This is a genomic window from Klebsiella sp. CN_Kp088, from assembly GCF_040064335.1.
Lineage (GTDB): Bacteria > Pseudomonadota > Gammaproteobacteria > Enterobacterales > Enterobacteriaceae > Klebsiella > Klebsiella aerogenes.
Map to the genome: position 1 here is coordinate 217031 of NZ_JBEAIQ010000014.1, position 14473 is coordinate 231503.

Consider the following 14473-nt stretch of genomic DNA (forward strand, 5'->3'; position numbering starts at 1 on the left):
AAACGTCTGCTGGTTCCATAAAAAGGGCCATAAAGGTATCTTTTTAGGGTGCCACGAGGAGCCATGATGAATATTCCGGACGATGCTTTTTTTGCCCTGCTGACGCGCGGGATACAGCAACGGGGAGACGCGACGCTACAGCGCGCGCTCTATCAGGCGCTGCGCGAGGCTATTTTACAGGGCGAGTTACTCAGTCATAGCCGGTTGCCGGGCGCGCGCGTTATTGCGCAGCGTGCTGGCGTATCGCGCAATACCGTAAACAGCGCGCTGGAACAGCTGGCGATAGAGGGATATCTGATCCGCAGTCGTCAGGGGACGTATGTGGCAGCGCTCAATACGCTGGCGGAAAGCGAGCCGGCGCCACCAGCGTTTGTTTTGCCTGAGCGCTTGCGCACGCTACCGCTGCCGGGTCGACGGGACTCCCCGGCACTGTTGTTGACTACCGGAATGCCCGCGGTGAACTACTTCCCGCTGGTTATCTGGCGTCGTTTGCTCGATCGGGTACTGCGCGAGGATGGCAGCACGATCCTGGGATACGGGGAGGCGGCCGGTGAACCGGCGCTGCGCGAGGCGATAGCCCGTCATCTGACTTTATCCCGGGGTATACGCTGCACGGCGCGGCAAATTGTGATCACTGAAGGCGCGCTGGAGGGCGTTAACCTTTGCACGCATCTGCTGAGCGTCGCGGGGGATACTGCCTGGGTTGAAGAGCCCGGTTATTTCGGCGCGAAAAGCGTGTTTATTAAAGCCGGGCTACAGCTGAAGGGGATACCTGTTGACGGTGATGGCATGTGTCCTGATAGCGTTAACGAGGTAGCGCCGCGGCTTATCTTTACCTCGCCTTCGCACCAATATCCGAGCGGGGCGGTGATGAGCGCCGGACGTCGTCTGGCATTGCTGGAATATGCCCGCCAGCATGACGCGTGGATTGTGGAAGATGACTATGATAGCGAGTTTCGCTACAGCGGCGAGCCGATTCAGGCGATGCTCGGCATGGTGGCGCAGGCGCCGGTGGTTTACCTTGGTACCTTCAGCAAAACGCTATTTCCTTCATTAAGAATAGGCTTCGCGGTGATGCCGTCGGCGCTGGCCGAGGCGGCTCAGGGCGCGATCGGCGCGCTGCTGCGCGGCGGCCATCGTCTGGAACAGCGTGCGCTGGCGCTGTTCATCGAAGAGGGCCATTATGCGCGCCATCTGGCTTCAATGCGCCGATTATATCGTCGGCGTCAGCAGCAGTTACGCGAGGCTGTGGCAAGCGAATTCACGCTGGCGAATGAGATTTGGGGGGGAGAGGGCGGCTTGCATTTAACGGTTGCCGTCGATGACATTGACGATGTGCAAATTGTCGAGCAGGCGCGTCAGTATCAAATGGCGCCAGCGGCGCTTAGCCGCTTTTATCTTAACCCGCATAAGGCGCGTAGCGGTTTGGTTCTGGGGTATGGCAATACGTCCGCGGCGCATTTCGTACCGGCGCTGCGGACGTTGAACAGGCTAATCAGGCAGCAACGCGGGTCAGGGTGAAAACATCGTAGAAGGAGAGTTCACCTTTGGTCGCGATCATTTTCTGCAGTTGAGCTTTCTGCGCATGGGCGACCTGTGGCGATTGCAGAATGCCGTCAATCAACTGTTCAGGGACGAAACGGGTGTTATACCATTCACCGTTATAACAGACGCGAAAATCGAGCACATCGATATCTTCATAACGGTAGCGCGGGTAGACGTCAAAGAAGAAAAAGCCGTTCAGCAGAACAAACAGAACGATCAGCAGCCACACGGAATCCACCAGCGTCTCAGAGCGCAGCATGACGATGAGAGTGGCCAAAAAGGCGGCGTACATAGCGACAAATAGCCATGGATGGTTGCGAATAAAACTGATACTAAAACGCGGGCGATTATCGCGCTTTTCTTTTTCGTTCAGTTCCTCGATGGTATTGGTTAGCAGGCGCTGTATTTCTGTCATTTTAGTCCCCGAATTCTTCGTAGAGCCCGGCATTTCAGGCTCTACGGCTCAGTCTGACAGTTATTTTATGTTGCCGGAGACCGGGGTTAAAGTAACAGATCAGTTACAGAAAAGCATAACAGTTACTATTTTTCGGTTAATAGCAGCTTGATGATTTGGGCTGGATTACCGCCAACTACCGCATTGGCCGGCACGTCTTTCACCACCACTGCGCCGGAGGCAATAACCGCATTGTCGCCAATGGTCACTCCAGGGTTGATGACCGCCCGGCCGCCAATCCATACGTTGTGGCCGATCGTTACCGGTTTACCATACTCGATACCGCTGTTGCGTTCCGTTGGGTCCAGCGGATGGGTCGCGGTATAGATATGAACGCCCGGCGCCAGCATACAGTTATCGCCAATTCGGATCGGGCAAACATCGAGCATCACGCAGTCAAAGTTCGCGTAAAAATTGGCGCCGAGGCTGATGTTATAGCCGTAATCGCAGCGGAAAGTGGGTTCGATATACGCGTCAGTGGGCTTACCAAATAGTTCAGCCAGCAGAGCGGCGCGCGATTCGCGCTCATCCGGTGCTGAGTGGTTGTAGCGGTGCAGCACCTGCCGGGCATGCAGGCGGTCTGCTTTTAGCGTGGCGTCTCCAGCAAGGTAAGGTTCGCCGGCGATCATTTTCCTTTTTTCTTCGCTCATGGTCTTCTCCTGTTTAAAGAAAAAACAGTATAAAGCGAAACCGGTTTCATATGCAGCAATACGGGACTCAGGCGTTTAATATCCCGAGTAATCCCTGTTGAGGTGCTGTTGTATTAATGACAGAAAATGAACTAGCGGATAAATTTCCATACTGAAGTTGGGATTTTGTCGTATAGCTTATTCATGGTCAATTCAGCAAGACGATGGTCGGCTGCTGAGTAAAATACCGCCAATTCATTGTCGGAAAGTTCATATTTATTCTTTTCAATTACGCGCTCCAGCGTATCAATTGTCTGACAGCGGCGTAAACGCATCAAATAGTCTGTTTTAGTTAATGGTTTACCAGACATCATTTCACCTTTTGAATGTAATAATTCTAACAAGAAAGACTTGCCGGGTTCTCCCGGCTGGCGTTCACAAAGCATCGGAATAACCGATTGCCGGATTTGCGCCATTTTTGGAGATCGCTTGTGTTTATGCCATAGCTACTGAACAGCATAAAAGTGTCATCCAGGTATTCGTCAAGCTGAGAAATCAGCTTATTATCCTCAGCGTACTTAATTTTATAATTAAGCGCGTAAGTTGCTATGTGCTCGATCAATTCATTTAATTGAAGATTCACCGCCGAGGTGGGATCGTTAACCCAGCCGCGGTTGCTTTCTTCCAGGTTTGCAAGGCAGTCATGATACAACGTTTCGCAGAGAAATCTTAGCTGCGCGATATCATGTCTTTTTGGCGAGTACTCGTCCATAACACATCCCCTTGTAAGTGGTTTAAACGACGACTAACAAACACCGTTGTGGGATGAAGACCAGGCTCAAACATTGTAATCCTGTGATTTAACTATAATCCAGTCTCAAAAACATTTCACCGTGCTATTACGAAAAATTACAATAAATACGGTTAATTTATCTTAAAAAAACAGGACCTATTATACTGATTCCTTTTATGTTTGGCGAAACTGGAAGGTCAGCCTTATATATCATAAGTTTATCTGATTGACGCCTGCCTGCAGCGAGAAGGTTGTCGGGAGATTGTTGGTAATTAAGAATATTCTGAATGAGACCTGATGACAAAACCGGTAATCGAAATCTTAATAAAAATAGAACAACGTTCATCAATGTATATTATATGTCAGAACGTAAAATAAACAATAACAATGTGTGCGTTTAAATACCCCTAAAGAAAAAGGGCCGCAAATGCGGCCCTTAGCTTAAGCAAGATTAATGATGCTCAACCGGATGGTTATGCTCAATATCTTCAGTTTTCTTAGTGAAGCGGCGACGAACCACCACGAAGAACACCGGCACGAAGAAGATAGCCAGAACCGTCGCGGTCACCATCCCGCCCATTACGCCGGTACCGACGGCGTTCTGTGCGCCGGAACCTGCGCCAGAGCTGATAACCAGCGGCATGACCCCGAGGATAAACGCCAGAGAGGTCATCAGGATTGGACGCAGACGCATACGTACCGCTTCCAGCGTCGCTTCAATCAGGCCTTTGCCTTCTTTTTCCATCAGGTCTTTGGCGAATTCAACGATAAGTATCGCGTTCTTCGCCGACAGGCCGATGGTCGTCAGCAGGCCGACCTGGAAGTAAACGTCGTTAGTCAGCCCGCGGAAGGTTGCCGCTAACAGCGCGCCAACAACACCCAACGGTACCACCAGCATGACGGAGAACGGAATCGACCAGCTCTCGTACAATGCTGCCAGACACAGGAAGACGACGATAAGCGAGATAGCATACAGCGCCGGGGCCTGGTTGCCTGACAGGCGTTCCTGATAGGACATACCGGTCCAGTCGTAACCGACGCCTGAAGGCAGTTTGCTTGCCAGCTGTTCCATCATCGCCATCGCTTCACCCGTACTGCGGCCCGGCGCTGCCTGACCGAGGATTTCCATCGACGGCAGACCGTTGTAACGTTCCAGACGCGGTGAACCATATTCCCAATGGGAAGTGGAGAAGGCGGAGAACGGCACCATTTGGCCATCGCTGCCGCGTACATACCAGTTGCCGATATCCTCTGGCAGCATACGGTATTTCGCTTCAGACATGACGTACACTTTCTTCACGCGACCGCGGTCGATGAAGTCGTTGACGTAGCTGCCGCCCCACGCTGCGCCGAGGGTGGTGTTGATGTCGCTAATTGAAACGCCCAGCGCCTGCGCTTTTTCCTGATCGATATCGATCTTGAACTGCGGCGTATCTTCCAGGCCGTTAGGACGCACGCCAACCAGCAGATCGGGATGCTGAGCAACCATACCAAACAGCTGGTTACGCGCCTGAGTTAATTTCTCATGCCCTAAACCACCCTGATCGATGAGCTGGAAGTCAAAGCCGGTAGCGGTACCCAGTTCGACGATCGCCGGCAGGTTAAACGCGAAGACCATCGCATCTTTAATCTGCGAGAAACGGGCCATCGCGCGGCCGGTAATCGCTTCAACTTTGTTTTCTGAACCTGGGCGTTCGCTCCAGTCTTTTAACGACACGAAGGCGATACCGGTGTTCTGACCGCGGCCTGCAAAACCAAAACCGTTAACCGCGAACACCGATTCAACGTTGTTCTTCTCTTTGGTCAGGTAGTAGTCAGTCATCTCGTCGAGGACTTTCTGCGTACGTTCCTGACTCGCGCCCGCCGGAAGCTGCGCCATACTCAGGAACACGCCCTGGTCTTCGTCCGGCAGGAAGGAGCTTGGCAGACGAACGAACAGGTAAGCCATACCGACGACGATAATCAGATACAGCACCAGGTAACGACCGGTACTACGCAGAATGTTGCCTACGCTGTCGGTGTAGTGGTGCGTGCTCTTATCGAACATGCGGTTAAACCAGCCAAAGAAGCCTTTGTGCTCGCCATGGCCGCCTTTCTGAATCGGCTTCAGCATGGTGGCGCACAGCGCTGGCGTCAGAATCAGCGCTACCAGTACCGATAGCGCCATCGCGGAAACGATTGTGATCGAGAACTGGCGATAAATCGCGCCGGTTGAACCGCCGAAGAAGGCCATCGGGATAAATACCGCCGACAGTACCATCGCAATACCGACCAACGCGCCCTGAATCTGACCCATCGACTTACGGGTCGCTTCTTTCGGCGGCAATCCTTCCTCCGCCATTACGCGCTCGACGTTTTCTACTACCACGATGGCGTCATCCACCAGCAAGCCGATGGCCAGCACCATCCCGAACATCGTCAGGGTGTTTATCGAGAAGCCAAACACCGCCAGGATGGCGAATGTCCCAAGCAATACCACCGGTACTGCAATGGTCGGGATCAGCGTGGCGCGGAAGTTCTGCAGGAACAGATACATGACCAGGAACACCAGGATGATCGCTTCCACCAGCGTTTTTACCACTTCATGAATAGAGATTTTCACGAACGGGGTAGTATCGTACGGGTAGACGATTTTCAGGCCTGACGGGAAGTACGGTTCCATCTTCGCCAGCTCGGCGCGGATGGCGTTGGCGGTATCCAGGGCGTTAGCGCCGGTGGCCAGTTTAATCCCCAGACCAGAAGCCGGTTGGCCGTTGAACTTCGCGATGATGTCGTAGTTTTCGCCGCCGAGTTCAACTTTCGCCACGTCGCGCAGACGAACCTGTGAACCATCCTGATTGACTTTCAGCAGAATCTTGCTGAATTCATCAGCGGAAGTCAGACGCGTTTGGGCGATGATCGAGGCGTTCAACTGCTGGCCTTTCACCGGCGGCGTACCGCCTAACTGACCTGCCGCGACCTGGGCGTTCTGCGCTTTAATGGCGTTGATGACATCTACCGGAGTTAACTGGAAGTTGTTTAGCTTCGTCGGGTCCATCCAGATACGCATTGCGTACTGGGAACCGAACAGCTGAACGTCGCCGACGCCGGAAGTACGGCTGATGGCATCCTTCATATTGGCGCCCACGTAGTCGGAAATATCCTCCTGCGTCATGGTGCCGTTAGTGTTGATAACCCCGACAACCATCAGGAAGCTACTGGAGGATTTCTCCACGCTCACGCCCTGTTGTTGTACTTCCTGCGGCAGCAGCGGCATCGCCAGCTGCAGCTTATTCTGCACCTGTACCTGGGCGATATCTGCGTCGGTACCGGACTGGAAGGTCAGGGTGATCTGCACCGTACCGGTGGAGTCACTGTTCGAGGACATGTACATCAGGTTATCGATACCGTTCATGTTCTGTTCGATAACCTGTGTCACGGTGTCCTGCACCGTTTTCGCATCAGCCCCCGGATAGGTGGCCGAGATCGTCACTGCTGGCGGCGCAATCGTTGGATATTGCGCCACGGGGAGTTTCATAATCGAAAGCCCCCCTGCCAACATGATGATTATGGCGATCACCCATGCAAATATGGGGCGATCGATAAAGAAATTAGGCATGTCTTAACGGCTCCTGTTTAAGTTAAGACTTGGTTTGTTCAGACTGAGCGTTCGCGTTGCCGGCGGTTTGCTGTTGGTTGTCTGAAGCTACTTCCTGCGCTTTTACCTGTACGCCTGGTTTGACTTTTTGCAGGCCAGCGACGATCACGCGATCGCCTGATTTCAGACCTTCGGTCACTAACCACTTGTCGCCGATAGCCTGAGTCGCGGTGACCTGGCGCACTTCAACTTTGTCGCCTTCGCCGACCACCATCACGCTGGCATCGCCGCGCGGGGTACGGGTAACGCCCTGTTGCGGAACCAGCAGCGCATCCGGGTTAATACCTTCTTCCAGACGTGCGCGAACAAACATTCCTGGCAGCAGAGTGTGGTCCGGGTTCGGGAAGATAGCGCGCAGCGTGATAGAACCGGTGGTCTGGTCAACGGTGACGTCGGAGAATTCCAGCGTACCCTCTTGCGGATATTTCAGACCGTCATTGGTGACCAGTTCAACTTTCGCCTTACCGTTTTCTTGCTTCAGTTTACCGTTCGCCAGTTCCTGTTTCAGACGCAGGAAATCGTTGCTCGATTGGGTAACGTCAACATAGATAGGGTCTAGCTGCTGAACAGTAGCCAGCGCGGTAGATTGCCCGTTTTGCACCAGCGCGCCTTCGGTGACCGCGGATTTACCGATGCGTCCACTGATTGGCGACGTCACTTTGGTATAAGCCAGGTTGATACGCGCGGTTTCAACTGCGGCTTTCGCCGCGACGACAGCGGCGTTGCTTTGCTGAGCGTCGGCAACGGCTGAGTCATATTCTTGTTGGCTGATGTATTTGGTGCCAACCAGTTTCTGATAACGTTTGACCGTCAACTGAGCGATGTTTGCGGCGGCCTGGGCTTTCGCTAAGTCGCCTTTAGCGCTTTCATAGCTTGCCTGATAGGTTGCCGGATCGATCTGATAAAGAGACACCCCCGCCTGAATATCGCTGCCTTCAGTGAAGTTACGTTTCAGAATAATGCCACTTACCTGAGGACGGACTTCTGCGACACGATAAGCATTGGTACGACCAGGAAGTTCAGTGGTGATTTGTAGAGGTGCGGATTTGAGCGTGACAATACCGACTTCCGGCATTTGCTGGGCTCCTTGTTGAGCCGGTTTATCGTCACATCCTGTTAGCGCTAAGCTGCCTGAGAGCATCAGAACGACCGCCAGAGGCGTTAACCCTCTGTTTTTGTTCATATGTAAACCTCGAGTGTCCAATTTCAAATTTTTTAGTGGCTCAAACGTCCACAAACCCACTACAGTCTTTCTATTATGGTCATGCTATGGTACATACATTCACAAATGTATGTAAACGCAACCTCTGTAAAGTCATCAACCTATGGCACGAAAAACCAAACAACAGGCACTTGAAACCCGGCAACTGATTCTTGACGTCGCCCTGCGATTGTTTTCGCAGCAAGGGGTATCATCTACCTCGTTGGCCGCGATTGCAAAAGCTGCTGGAGTGACCAGGGGCGCTATATACTGGCATTTCAAAAACAAATCCGATCTGTTTAATGAAATATGGAGTCTTTCTGACGCCAGCATTAGCGATCTCGAAGTTGAGTATCGGGCAAAATTCCCTAACGATCCACTGTCAGTTGTTCGCGAAATACTGGTTTATATCCTCGAAGCGACGGTAGTAGAGGAGCGTAGGCGCCTGATGATGGAAATCATCTTCCATAAATGCGAATTTGTCGGAGAAATGGCCGTTGTCCAACAAGCGCAGCGCAGTTTATGGCTTGAAAGCTACGATCGTATTGAGCAAACATTAAAAGATTGTATCACTGCTCAACAATTACCTGCGAATTTACTCACTCGCCGTGCGGCAATTCTGATGCGCAGTTATCTTTCCGGATTAATGGAAAACTGGCTCTTTGCACCAGAGAGTTTTAACCTTCATGCGGAAGCCCGTGCTTATGTCGATGCGCTGATTGAGATGTATCAGACCTGCCCGTCGCTACGAAGTTCGTCTGAGGTCATGGCCTGAATCCGCAGGCGTAAATAAAGGTAAATTTTACTTATCTCTGCCGCTATTCGCGCGCAGGGAGAAGTGCTATTCTGCGCGCTGCGACGACCCCCGGTATTCTCCGGCATTTGCAACCATTCATGTTAATACTATGCAGCATACAAATCGTTGGCCTCATGCTATTTCCACCATTGTCTTTGCACTGGTCCTTATAGTTGGCACTCTGAGCTTCAGCCAGGTTCAGGCTGCAGATTTACCTGACCGTTCTGACATTCAAAGCCAGCTCACTACGCTAAATAAGCAAAAAGAACTCACGCCGCAGGAAAAATTAGTTCAGCAGGACCTGACGCAGACTTTAGAAACGCTCGATAAGATTGAGCGTATAAAGTCTGAAACTGTGCAACTGCGTCAGCAGGTTGAACAGGCGCCGGCGAAAATGCGTCAGGCGGTAGACAGCCTGAATGCGCTGAGCGACGTTCCTGATGATGAGGTCACCCGTAAAACCCTGAGCACGTTATCGTTGCGACAGCTTGAATCCAGGGTGTCTCAGGCGCTCGACGATCTGCAAAGCGCGCAGAACGATCTTGCGACCTACAACAGCCAATTGGTCTCGCTGCAGACGCAGCCGGAGCGCGTGCAGAACGCGATGTACTCCGCCTCCCAGCAGCTACAGCAAATTCGTAACCGTCTCAACGGCACCGCGCCGGGTGAAGAGACGCTGCGCCCGACGCAGCAGGGGTTGCTGCTGGCGCAGCAGGCCTTGCTGAATGCGGAGATCGAACAGCAGCGTAAGAGCCTGGAAGGCAATACTGTGCTGCAGGATACGCTGCAGAAACAGCGCGATTACGTGACCGCCCACAGCAACCGGCTGGAACATCAGCTGCAACTGTTGCAGGAAGCGGTGAACAGCAAGCGGCTGACCCTCACCGAGAAAACCGCTCAGGAAGCGGTCTCGCCGGAGGAGACCTCGCGGATCCAAAATAACCCGTTGGTCAAGCAGGAGCTTGAAGTTAACCATCAGCTTAGCGAAAAGCTGATTCAGGCGACGGAAAACGGCAACCAACTGGTGCAGCGCAATATCAGAGTGAAAAACTGGCTCGACCGCGCGCTGCAATCCGAACGCGATATCAAAGAGCAGATTTCGGTATTGAAAGGCAGCCTGCTGCTGTCGCGTATCCTCTATCAGCAGCAGCAAACATTGCCATCAGCGGATGAGCTGCAGGATATGACCAACCGCATTGCCGATCTGCGCCTGGAGCAGTTTGAAGTTAACCAGCAGCGCGATGCGTTATTCCAGAGCGATGCCTTTGTGGCAAAGCTGGAAGAAGGCCATAGCAGCGAAGTCACGCCGGAAGTTCACGACGCCCTGTTGGAAGTCGTGGACATGCGCCGTGAATTGCTCGACCAGTTTAACAAACAGCTGGGGAACCAGCTGATGATGGCCATCAACCTGCAGATTAACCAGCAGCAGTTGATGAGCGTCTCCAGCAATCTGAAATCGATCCTGACCCAGCAGATTTTCTGGGTGAACAGCAATAAGCCGATGGATTGGGAGTGGATCAAATCCTTCCCGGAAGCGCTGAAAGCCCAGTTCAAATCGATGAAAATCACCGTCAACTGGGAGAAAGCCTGGCCGGCGGTATTTATCGCGTTCCTCGCCGGGCTGCCGCTGCTATTGATTGCCGGGCTGATCCGCTGGCGCTTGCAGTGGCTGCGTGATTACCAGGCTAAGCTGGCCTCCCAGGTAGGCCAGTTACGCAATGATACTCAGCTAAACACACCAAAAGCGATCCTGATAGATTTAATCAGAGCGCTGCCGGTGGTGCTGCTCATCCTTGCTGCCGGGCTTATCCTGCTGACGATGCAGCTGAATGTCAGCAACCTGCTATGGGCCTACAGTAAAAAACTAGCGATGTTCTGGCTGGTGTTCGGCCTGTGCTGGAAGGTGCTGGAAAAAGACGGCGTGGCGGTGAAGCATTTCAATATGCCCGCGCAGCTCACCAGCCACTGGCGGCGGCAGATCGTCCGCGTCAGCCTGGCGCTGCTGCCGCTGAATTTCTGGTCGGTTGTTTCTGAGCTCTCTCCGCTTAATTTGATGGACGACGTGCTGGGGCAGTTTGTTATCTTCGTCAACCTGCTGCTCATTGCGGTGCTGGTGTGGCCGATGTGCCGCGAAAGCTGGCGTGACAAAGAGTCGCACAGCCTGCGCCTGCTGACGGTGACCGTGCTGTCGATTGTGCCCGTCGCGCTGATGGTCCTCACGGCGACCGGTTACTTCTACACGACGCTGCGTCTGGCTGGCCGCTGGATTGAGACCGTCTATCTGGTGATGATGTGGAACCTGCTATACCAGACCGTTCTCCGCGGCCTGAGTGTGGCGGCGCGACGTATTGCCTGGCGCCGGGCGCTGGCGCGTCGCCAGCATCTGGTGAAAGAAGGGGCGGAAGGCGCCGAACCGCAGGAAGAGCCGACGATCGCGCTCGAACAGGTTAACCAACAAACGCTGCGCATCACCATGCTGGTGATGGTGGCGTTGTTCGCGGTGCTGTTCTGGGCGATTTGGTCCGATCTGATAACCGTGTTCGCCTATCTCGACAGCATTACGCTCTGGCACTACAACGGCACCGAAGCCGGCGCCAGCGTGGTGAAAAGCGTGACGATGGGCAGCCTGCTGTTTGCGATTGTCGCCTCGATGGTCGCCTGGGCGCTGATCCGCAACTTGCCGGGCCTGCTGGAAGTGCTGGTGCTGTCGCGTCTTAATATGCGCCAGGGCGCCTCCTATGCCATCACGACGATCCTCAACTACGCGATTATCGCCATCGGCGCGATGACGGTCTTCGGCTCCTTAGGCGTGTCGTGGGATAAACTGCAGTGGCTGGCCGCGGCGCTGTCGGTTGGTTTAGGTTTCGGCTTACAGGAGATTTTCGGTAACTTCGTCTCCGGCCTGATCATTCTCTTCGAACGCCCGGTGCGTATCGGCGATACGGTCACTATCGGTACCTTCTCAGGCACCGTCAGTAAGATCCGTATCCGCGCGACGACCATTACCGATTTCGATCGCAAAGAGGTGATTATTCCAAACAAGGCCTTCGTGACTGAACGGCTGATCAACTGGTCGCTCTCCGATACCATCACCCGCGTGGTGATCCGCCTGGGCGTAGCTTACGGATCCGATCTCGATAAAGTGAAAGAGGTGCTGCTGCAGGCGGCGCATGAACATCCGAAAGTGATGCAGGAACCAGCGCCGTCGGTCTTCTTTACCACCTTCGGCGCCAGCACGCTGGATCATGAACTGCGCCTCTATGTGCGTGAACTGCGCGATCGCAGCTACGCGGTGGACGAACTTAACCGCTCGATCGATCGCCTGTGCCGCGAAAACAATATCGATATTGCCTTCAACCAGCTGGAAGTTCATCTGCGTAACGAGAAGGGAGATGAAGTGACGGAAGTGAAGCGCGATAATAAAGGGGATGATACGGTGCCAGGCGTCGCATAATCGCTAATCGGGGCGGCATATGCCGCCCCGAATCGTTTTATTCTTCTGACAGGGGCGCGTCAGGTTGGGCGTTTTTCAGTTTGTTTTCATAGTCACGCTTAATAATATCCAACGCTCCCAGCACCGTTTTTGCGCTGACCCGGTTTTCCTCCAGCAACATAATTAAATCGACGGCCAGTTTGACCTCGTCCGGTGCATTTTCCAGCGACATAGTCCTCTCCTGTTAGCGCGTTAAACGCGCCAGTACGTTTTCAATATTTTCCAGCGCATCGCGACAGCGGGCCAGGCGCCCGGCATAGGCCTCGACCTCTTTCGTTAGCCGTTGCTGTTCGGCAAGCGTCGTTGCCGACGCCAGCTGACGTTGGCGATCGTTGCGCATTGCCAGCAGGCGGCGCTCATACTCCTGGTGCTGCAGGCGGCGGCGTTGCCAGCGGTTTAGCGTCGGCGAGGCGCTGTCCCATTGGCGTAACGACCAGGTCGCCGTCTCACGACTAATGGCGGCAATCTGCGCCACCAGCCGCTCGGCGAGCCAGGCGACCTGGGGCAGATGCTGATGCTCAACGGCATGCTGGAGCTCGGCGAGATTATGCTGTGCTTCGTCGAGATACGCCTGCATCTGGGTGTCGCGGGTACGGAACAGCTGGCGGTCGAAACGCGGGCTCAACGTAGCGTGGCTGGACAGTGGCGCCACCTGAAGCGCCAGTTCAGCCAACTGATTTTTCAGCGTTTGTAAAAGCCGGGTTGTTTTCAAATAACTCCTCCATTCCCTACTCAGCAACTGTGCTACAGTAGCGACATCTGCTTGATAACGATTCGCATTATGCCACGTATTATTTTAATCATCATTGGCTGGCTGGCGGTAGTGCTGGGGACGCTGGGCGTCTTCTTACCGCTGTTACCGACAACGCCATTTATCCTGCTCGCCGCATGGTGTTTTGCCCGCTCGTCGCCGCGCTTTCACCACTGGCTGCTGTATCGCTCGTGGTTTGGCGGCTATCTTCGCCACTGGCAGCAGTACCGGGCGATGCCGCCGGGGGCCAAGCCGCGAGCCATTATCATGATTTTACTGACCTTTGCCATTTCTCTGTGGCTGGTTAAGCTTATGTGGGTGCGCATCCTGCTGCTGGCGATCCTCGCCTGCCTGCTGATATTTATGTGGCGCATTCCGGTGGTTGACGCAAAGCAACAAAAGCACTGATGCGCAATAATGCCTGTTGCAATTGTTGGCGACAGCCAGTAAATTCTGGCGTTTTCGAGCGCGGGTAAGCCTGGTCAAAGGTTAAACAAATGTTTCTTTGGCCCATTTTGCACGCCCGTGGGTAACACCGTTTCAATCAGGCATAAACTTATGACCGCAACTGCACAGCAGCTTGAATATCTGAAGAACAGCATCCAAAGCGTCCAGGATTATCCGAAACCGGGCATCCTTTTCCGCGATGTCACCAGCTTGCTGGAAGACCCTAAAGCCTATGCGCTTAGCATTGAACTGCTGACCGAGCGTTATAAAGACGCCGGCATCACCAAAGTGGTGGGGACCGAAGCGCGTGGTTTTCTGTTCGGCGCCCCGGTTGCGTTGGCGCTGGGCGTTGGCTTTGTTCCGGTTCGTAAGCCGCGCAAGTTGCCGCGCGAAACCATCGCCGAAAGCTATGAGCTTGAATATGGCACCGATCAGCTGGAAATCCACGTTGATGCCATTAAAGAAGGCGATAAGGTGCTGGTCGTTGATGACCTGCTGGCGACCGGCGGCACCATTGACGCCACCGTGAAGCTGATTCGTCGCCTGGGCGGCGAAGTTCACGATGCCGCTTTTATTATCAATCTGTTCGATCTGGGCGGTGAACAGCGCCTGGAAAAACTGGGCATCAATTGCTTTAGCCTGGTGCCTTTCCCGGGCCACTAAGCAAATCCCGACACATAGCCTCGCCGATCCGGCGGGGCTGTGATAGCATTACCCCCTCGTGAAT

13 protein-coding genes are annotated in these 14473 nt (G+C 53.8%); 5 read left to right on the top strand and 8 right to left on the bottom strand.

Annotated elements, in window-relative coordinates; genetic code table 11:
• Window positions 1-66 precede the first annotated feature (66 nt).
• A complete protein-coding gene (locus ABLV08_RS04620; protein ID WP_047464900.1) occupies window positions 67-1521 on the top strand; it encodes a PLP-dependent aminotransferase family protein in 1455 nt (484 codons plus the stop codon).
• On the opposite strand, the gene ABLV08_RS04625 is transcribed toward ABLV08_RS04620, so the two are convergent.
• The 6 genes from ABLV08_RS04625 to acrA all read right to left on the bottom strand — a co-directional run bounded on the left by ABLV08_RS04625 (window position 1496) and on the right by acrA (window position 8241).
• Window positions 1496-1960 (bottom strand): YlaC family protein, encoded by a 465-nt coding sequence (locus ABLV08_RS04625; RefSeq protein ID WP_042893755.1) that lies wholly within the window; start codon window positions 1958-1960, stop codon window positions 1496-1498. The two genes, ABLV08_RS04620 and ABLV08_RS04625, sit on opposite strands and share 26 nt — an antisense overlap.
• A 125-nt stretch (window positions 1961-2085) precedes the next feature.
• Complete coding sequence (gene maa / locus ABLV08_RS04630) at window positions 2086-2649, bottom strand: maltose O-acetyltransferase (RefSeq protein WP_015704609.1); 564 nt, start codon at window positions 2647-2649, stop codon at window positions 2086-2088.
• 131 nt (window positions 2650-2780) lie between these two features.
• Window positions 2781-2999, bottom strand: coding sequence for an HHA domain-containing protein (locus tag ABLV08_RS04635; RefSeq protein WP_015367918.1), 219 nt, complete (start codon window positions 2997-2999; stop codon window positions 2781-2783).
• Window positions 3000-3025: 26 nt separating this feature from the next.
• Window positions 3026-3400, bottom strand: a complete 375-nt coding sequence (tomB, locus tag ABLV08_RS04640; RefSeq protein ID WP_015367917.1) for an Hha toxicity modulator TomB — start codon at window positions 3398-3400, stop codon at window positions 3026-3028.
• A 472-nt stretch (window positions 3401-3872) separates the two neighbouring features.
• A complete protein-coding gene (acrB, locus tag ABLV08_RS04645; RefSeq protein WP_015367916.1) occupies window positions 3873-7019 on the bottom strand; it encodes a multidrug efflux RND transporter permease subunit AcrB in 3147 nt (1048 codons plus the stop codon).
• Between the two features lie 22 nt (window positions 7020-7041).
• On the bottom strand, window positions 7042-8241 hold the full coding sequence (acrA, locus tag ABLV08_RS04650; RefSeq protein WP_020079451.1) for a multidrug efflux RND transporter periplasmic adaptor subunit AcrA: 1200 nt from the start codon (window positions 8239-8241) through the stop codon (window positions 7042-7044).
• Between the two features lie 142 nt (window positions 8242-8383).
• On the opposite strand from acrA, the gene acrR reads away from it, so the two are divergent.
• Together acrR and mscK are read left to right on the top strand one after the other, a co-directional pair.
• Complete coding sequence (gene acrR / locus ABLV08_RS04655; protein WP_015704611.1) at window positions 8384-9034, top strand: multidrug efflux transporter transcriptional repressor AcrR; 651 nt, start codon at window positions 8384-8386, stop codon at window positions 9032-9034.
• 130 nt (window positions 9035-9164) lie between these two features.
• Window positions 9165-12509, top strand: a complete 3345-nt coding sequence (gene mscK, locus ABLV08_RS04660; RefSeq protein WP_020079450.1) for a mechanosensitive channel MscK — start codon at window positions 9165-9167, stop codon at window positions 12507-12509.
• A 37-nt stretch (window positions 12510-12546) separates the two neighbouring features.
• Here mscK and rsmS read toward each other — a convergent pair whose 3' ends face one another.
• On the bottom strand, window positions 12547-12720 hold the full coding sequence (gene rsmS / locus ABLV08_RS04665; RefSeq protein ID WP_015704613.1) for a pleiotropic regulatory protein RsmS: 174 nt from the start codon (window positions 12718-12720) through the stop codon (window positions 12547-12549).
• A 12-nt stretch (window positions 12721-12732) separates the two neighbouring features.
• Window positions 12733-13260, bottom strand: a complete 528-nt coding sequence (gene priC / locus ABLV08_RS04670) for a primosomal replication protein N'' (protein WP_015367910.1) — start codon at window positions 13258-13260, stop codon at window positions 12733-12735.
• Window positions 13261-13329: 69 nt separating this feature from the next.
• On the opposite strand from priC, the gene ABLV08_RS04675 reads away from it, so the two are divergent.
• Both ABLV08_RS04675 and apt read left to right on the top strand, forming a co-directional pair.
• Window positions 13330-13707 carry a DUF454 family protein gene (locus ABLV08_RS04675; RefSeq protein WP_015704615.1) on the top strand — a complete coding sequence of 126 codons (378 nt, stop codon included), beginning with the start codon at window positions 13330-13332 and terminating at the stop codon, window positions 13705-13707.
• A gap of 150 nt (window positions 13708-13857) precedes the next feature.
• Window positions 13858-14409, top strand: a complete 552-nt coding sequence (apt, locus tag ABLV08_RS04680) for an adenine phosphoribosyltransferase (protein ID WP_015367908.1) — start codon at window positions 13858-13860, stop codon at window positions 14407-14409.
• The last annotated feature ends 64 nt before the right edge of the window (window positions 14410-14473 follow it).

Excerpts from the sequence above, each read along its gene's own strand:
- acrA (WP_020079451.1), bottom strand. The coding sequence starts at position 8,241 with ATGAACAAAAACAGAGGGTTAACGCCTCTGGCGGTCGTTCTGATGCTC.
- mscK (WP_020079450.1), top strand. The coding sequence starts at position 9,165 with ATGCAGCATACAAATCGTTGGCCTCATGCTATTTCCACCATTGTCTTT.
- ABLV08_RS04620 (WP_047464900.1), top strand. The coding sequence starts at position 67 with ATGAATATTCCGGACGATGCTTTTTTTGCCCTGCTGACGCGCGGGATA.
- acrB (WP_015367916.1), bottom strand. The coding sequence starts at position 7,019 with ATGCCTAATTTCTTTATCGATCGCCCCATATTTGCATGGGTGATCGCC.
- maa (WP_015704609.1), bottom strand. The coding sequence starts at position 2,649 with ATGAGCGAAGAAAAAAGGAAAATGATCGCCGGCGAACCTTACCTTGCT.
- rsmS (WP_015704613.1), bottom strand. The coding sequence starts at position 12,720 with ATGTCGCTGGAAAATGCACCGGACGAGGTCAAACTGGCCGTCGATTTA.
- tomB (WP_015367917.1), bottom strand. The coding sequence starts at position 3,400 with ATGGACGAGTACTCGCCAAAAAGACATGATATCGCGCAGCTAAGATTT.
- acrR (WP_015704611.1), top strand. The coding sequence starts at position 8,384 with ATGGCACGAAAAACCAAACAACAGGCACTTGAAACCCGGCAACTGATT.
- apt (WP_015367908.1), top strand. The coding sequence starts at position 13,858 with ATGACCGCAACTGCACAGCAGCTTGAATATCTGAAGAACAGCATCCAA.
- ABLV08_RS04625 (WP_042893755.1), bottom strand. The coding sequence starts at position 1,960 with ATGACAGAAATACAGCGCCTGCTAACCAATACCATCGAGGAACTGAAC.
- ABLV08_RS04675 (WP_015704615.1), top strand. The coding sequence starts at position 13,330 with ATGCCACGTATTATTTTAATCATCATTGGCTGGCTGGCGGTAGTGCTG.
- ABLV08_RS04635 (WP_015367918.1), bottom strand. The coding sequence starts at position 2,999 with ATGTCTGGTAAACCATTAACTAAAACAGACTATTTGATGCGTTTACGC.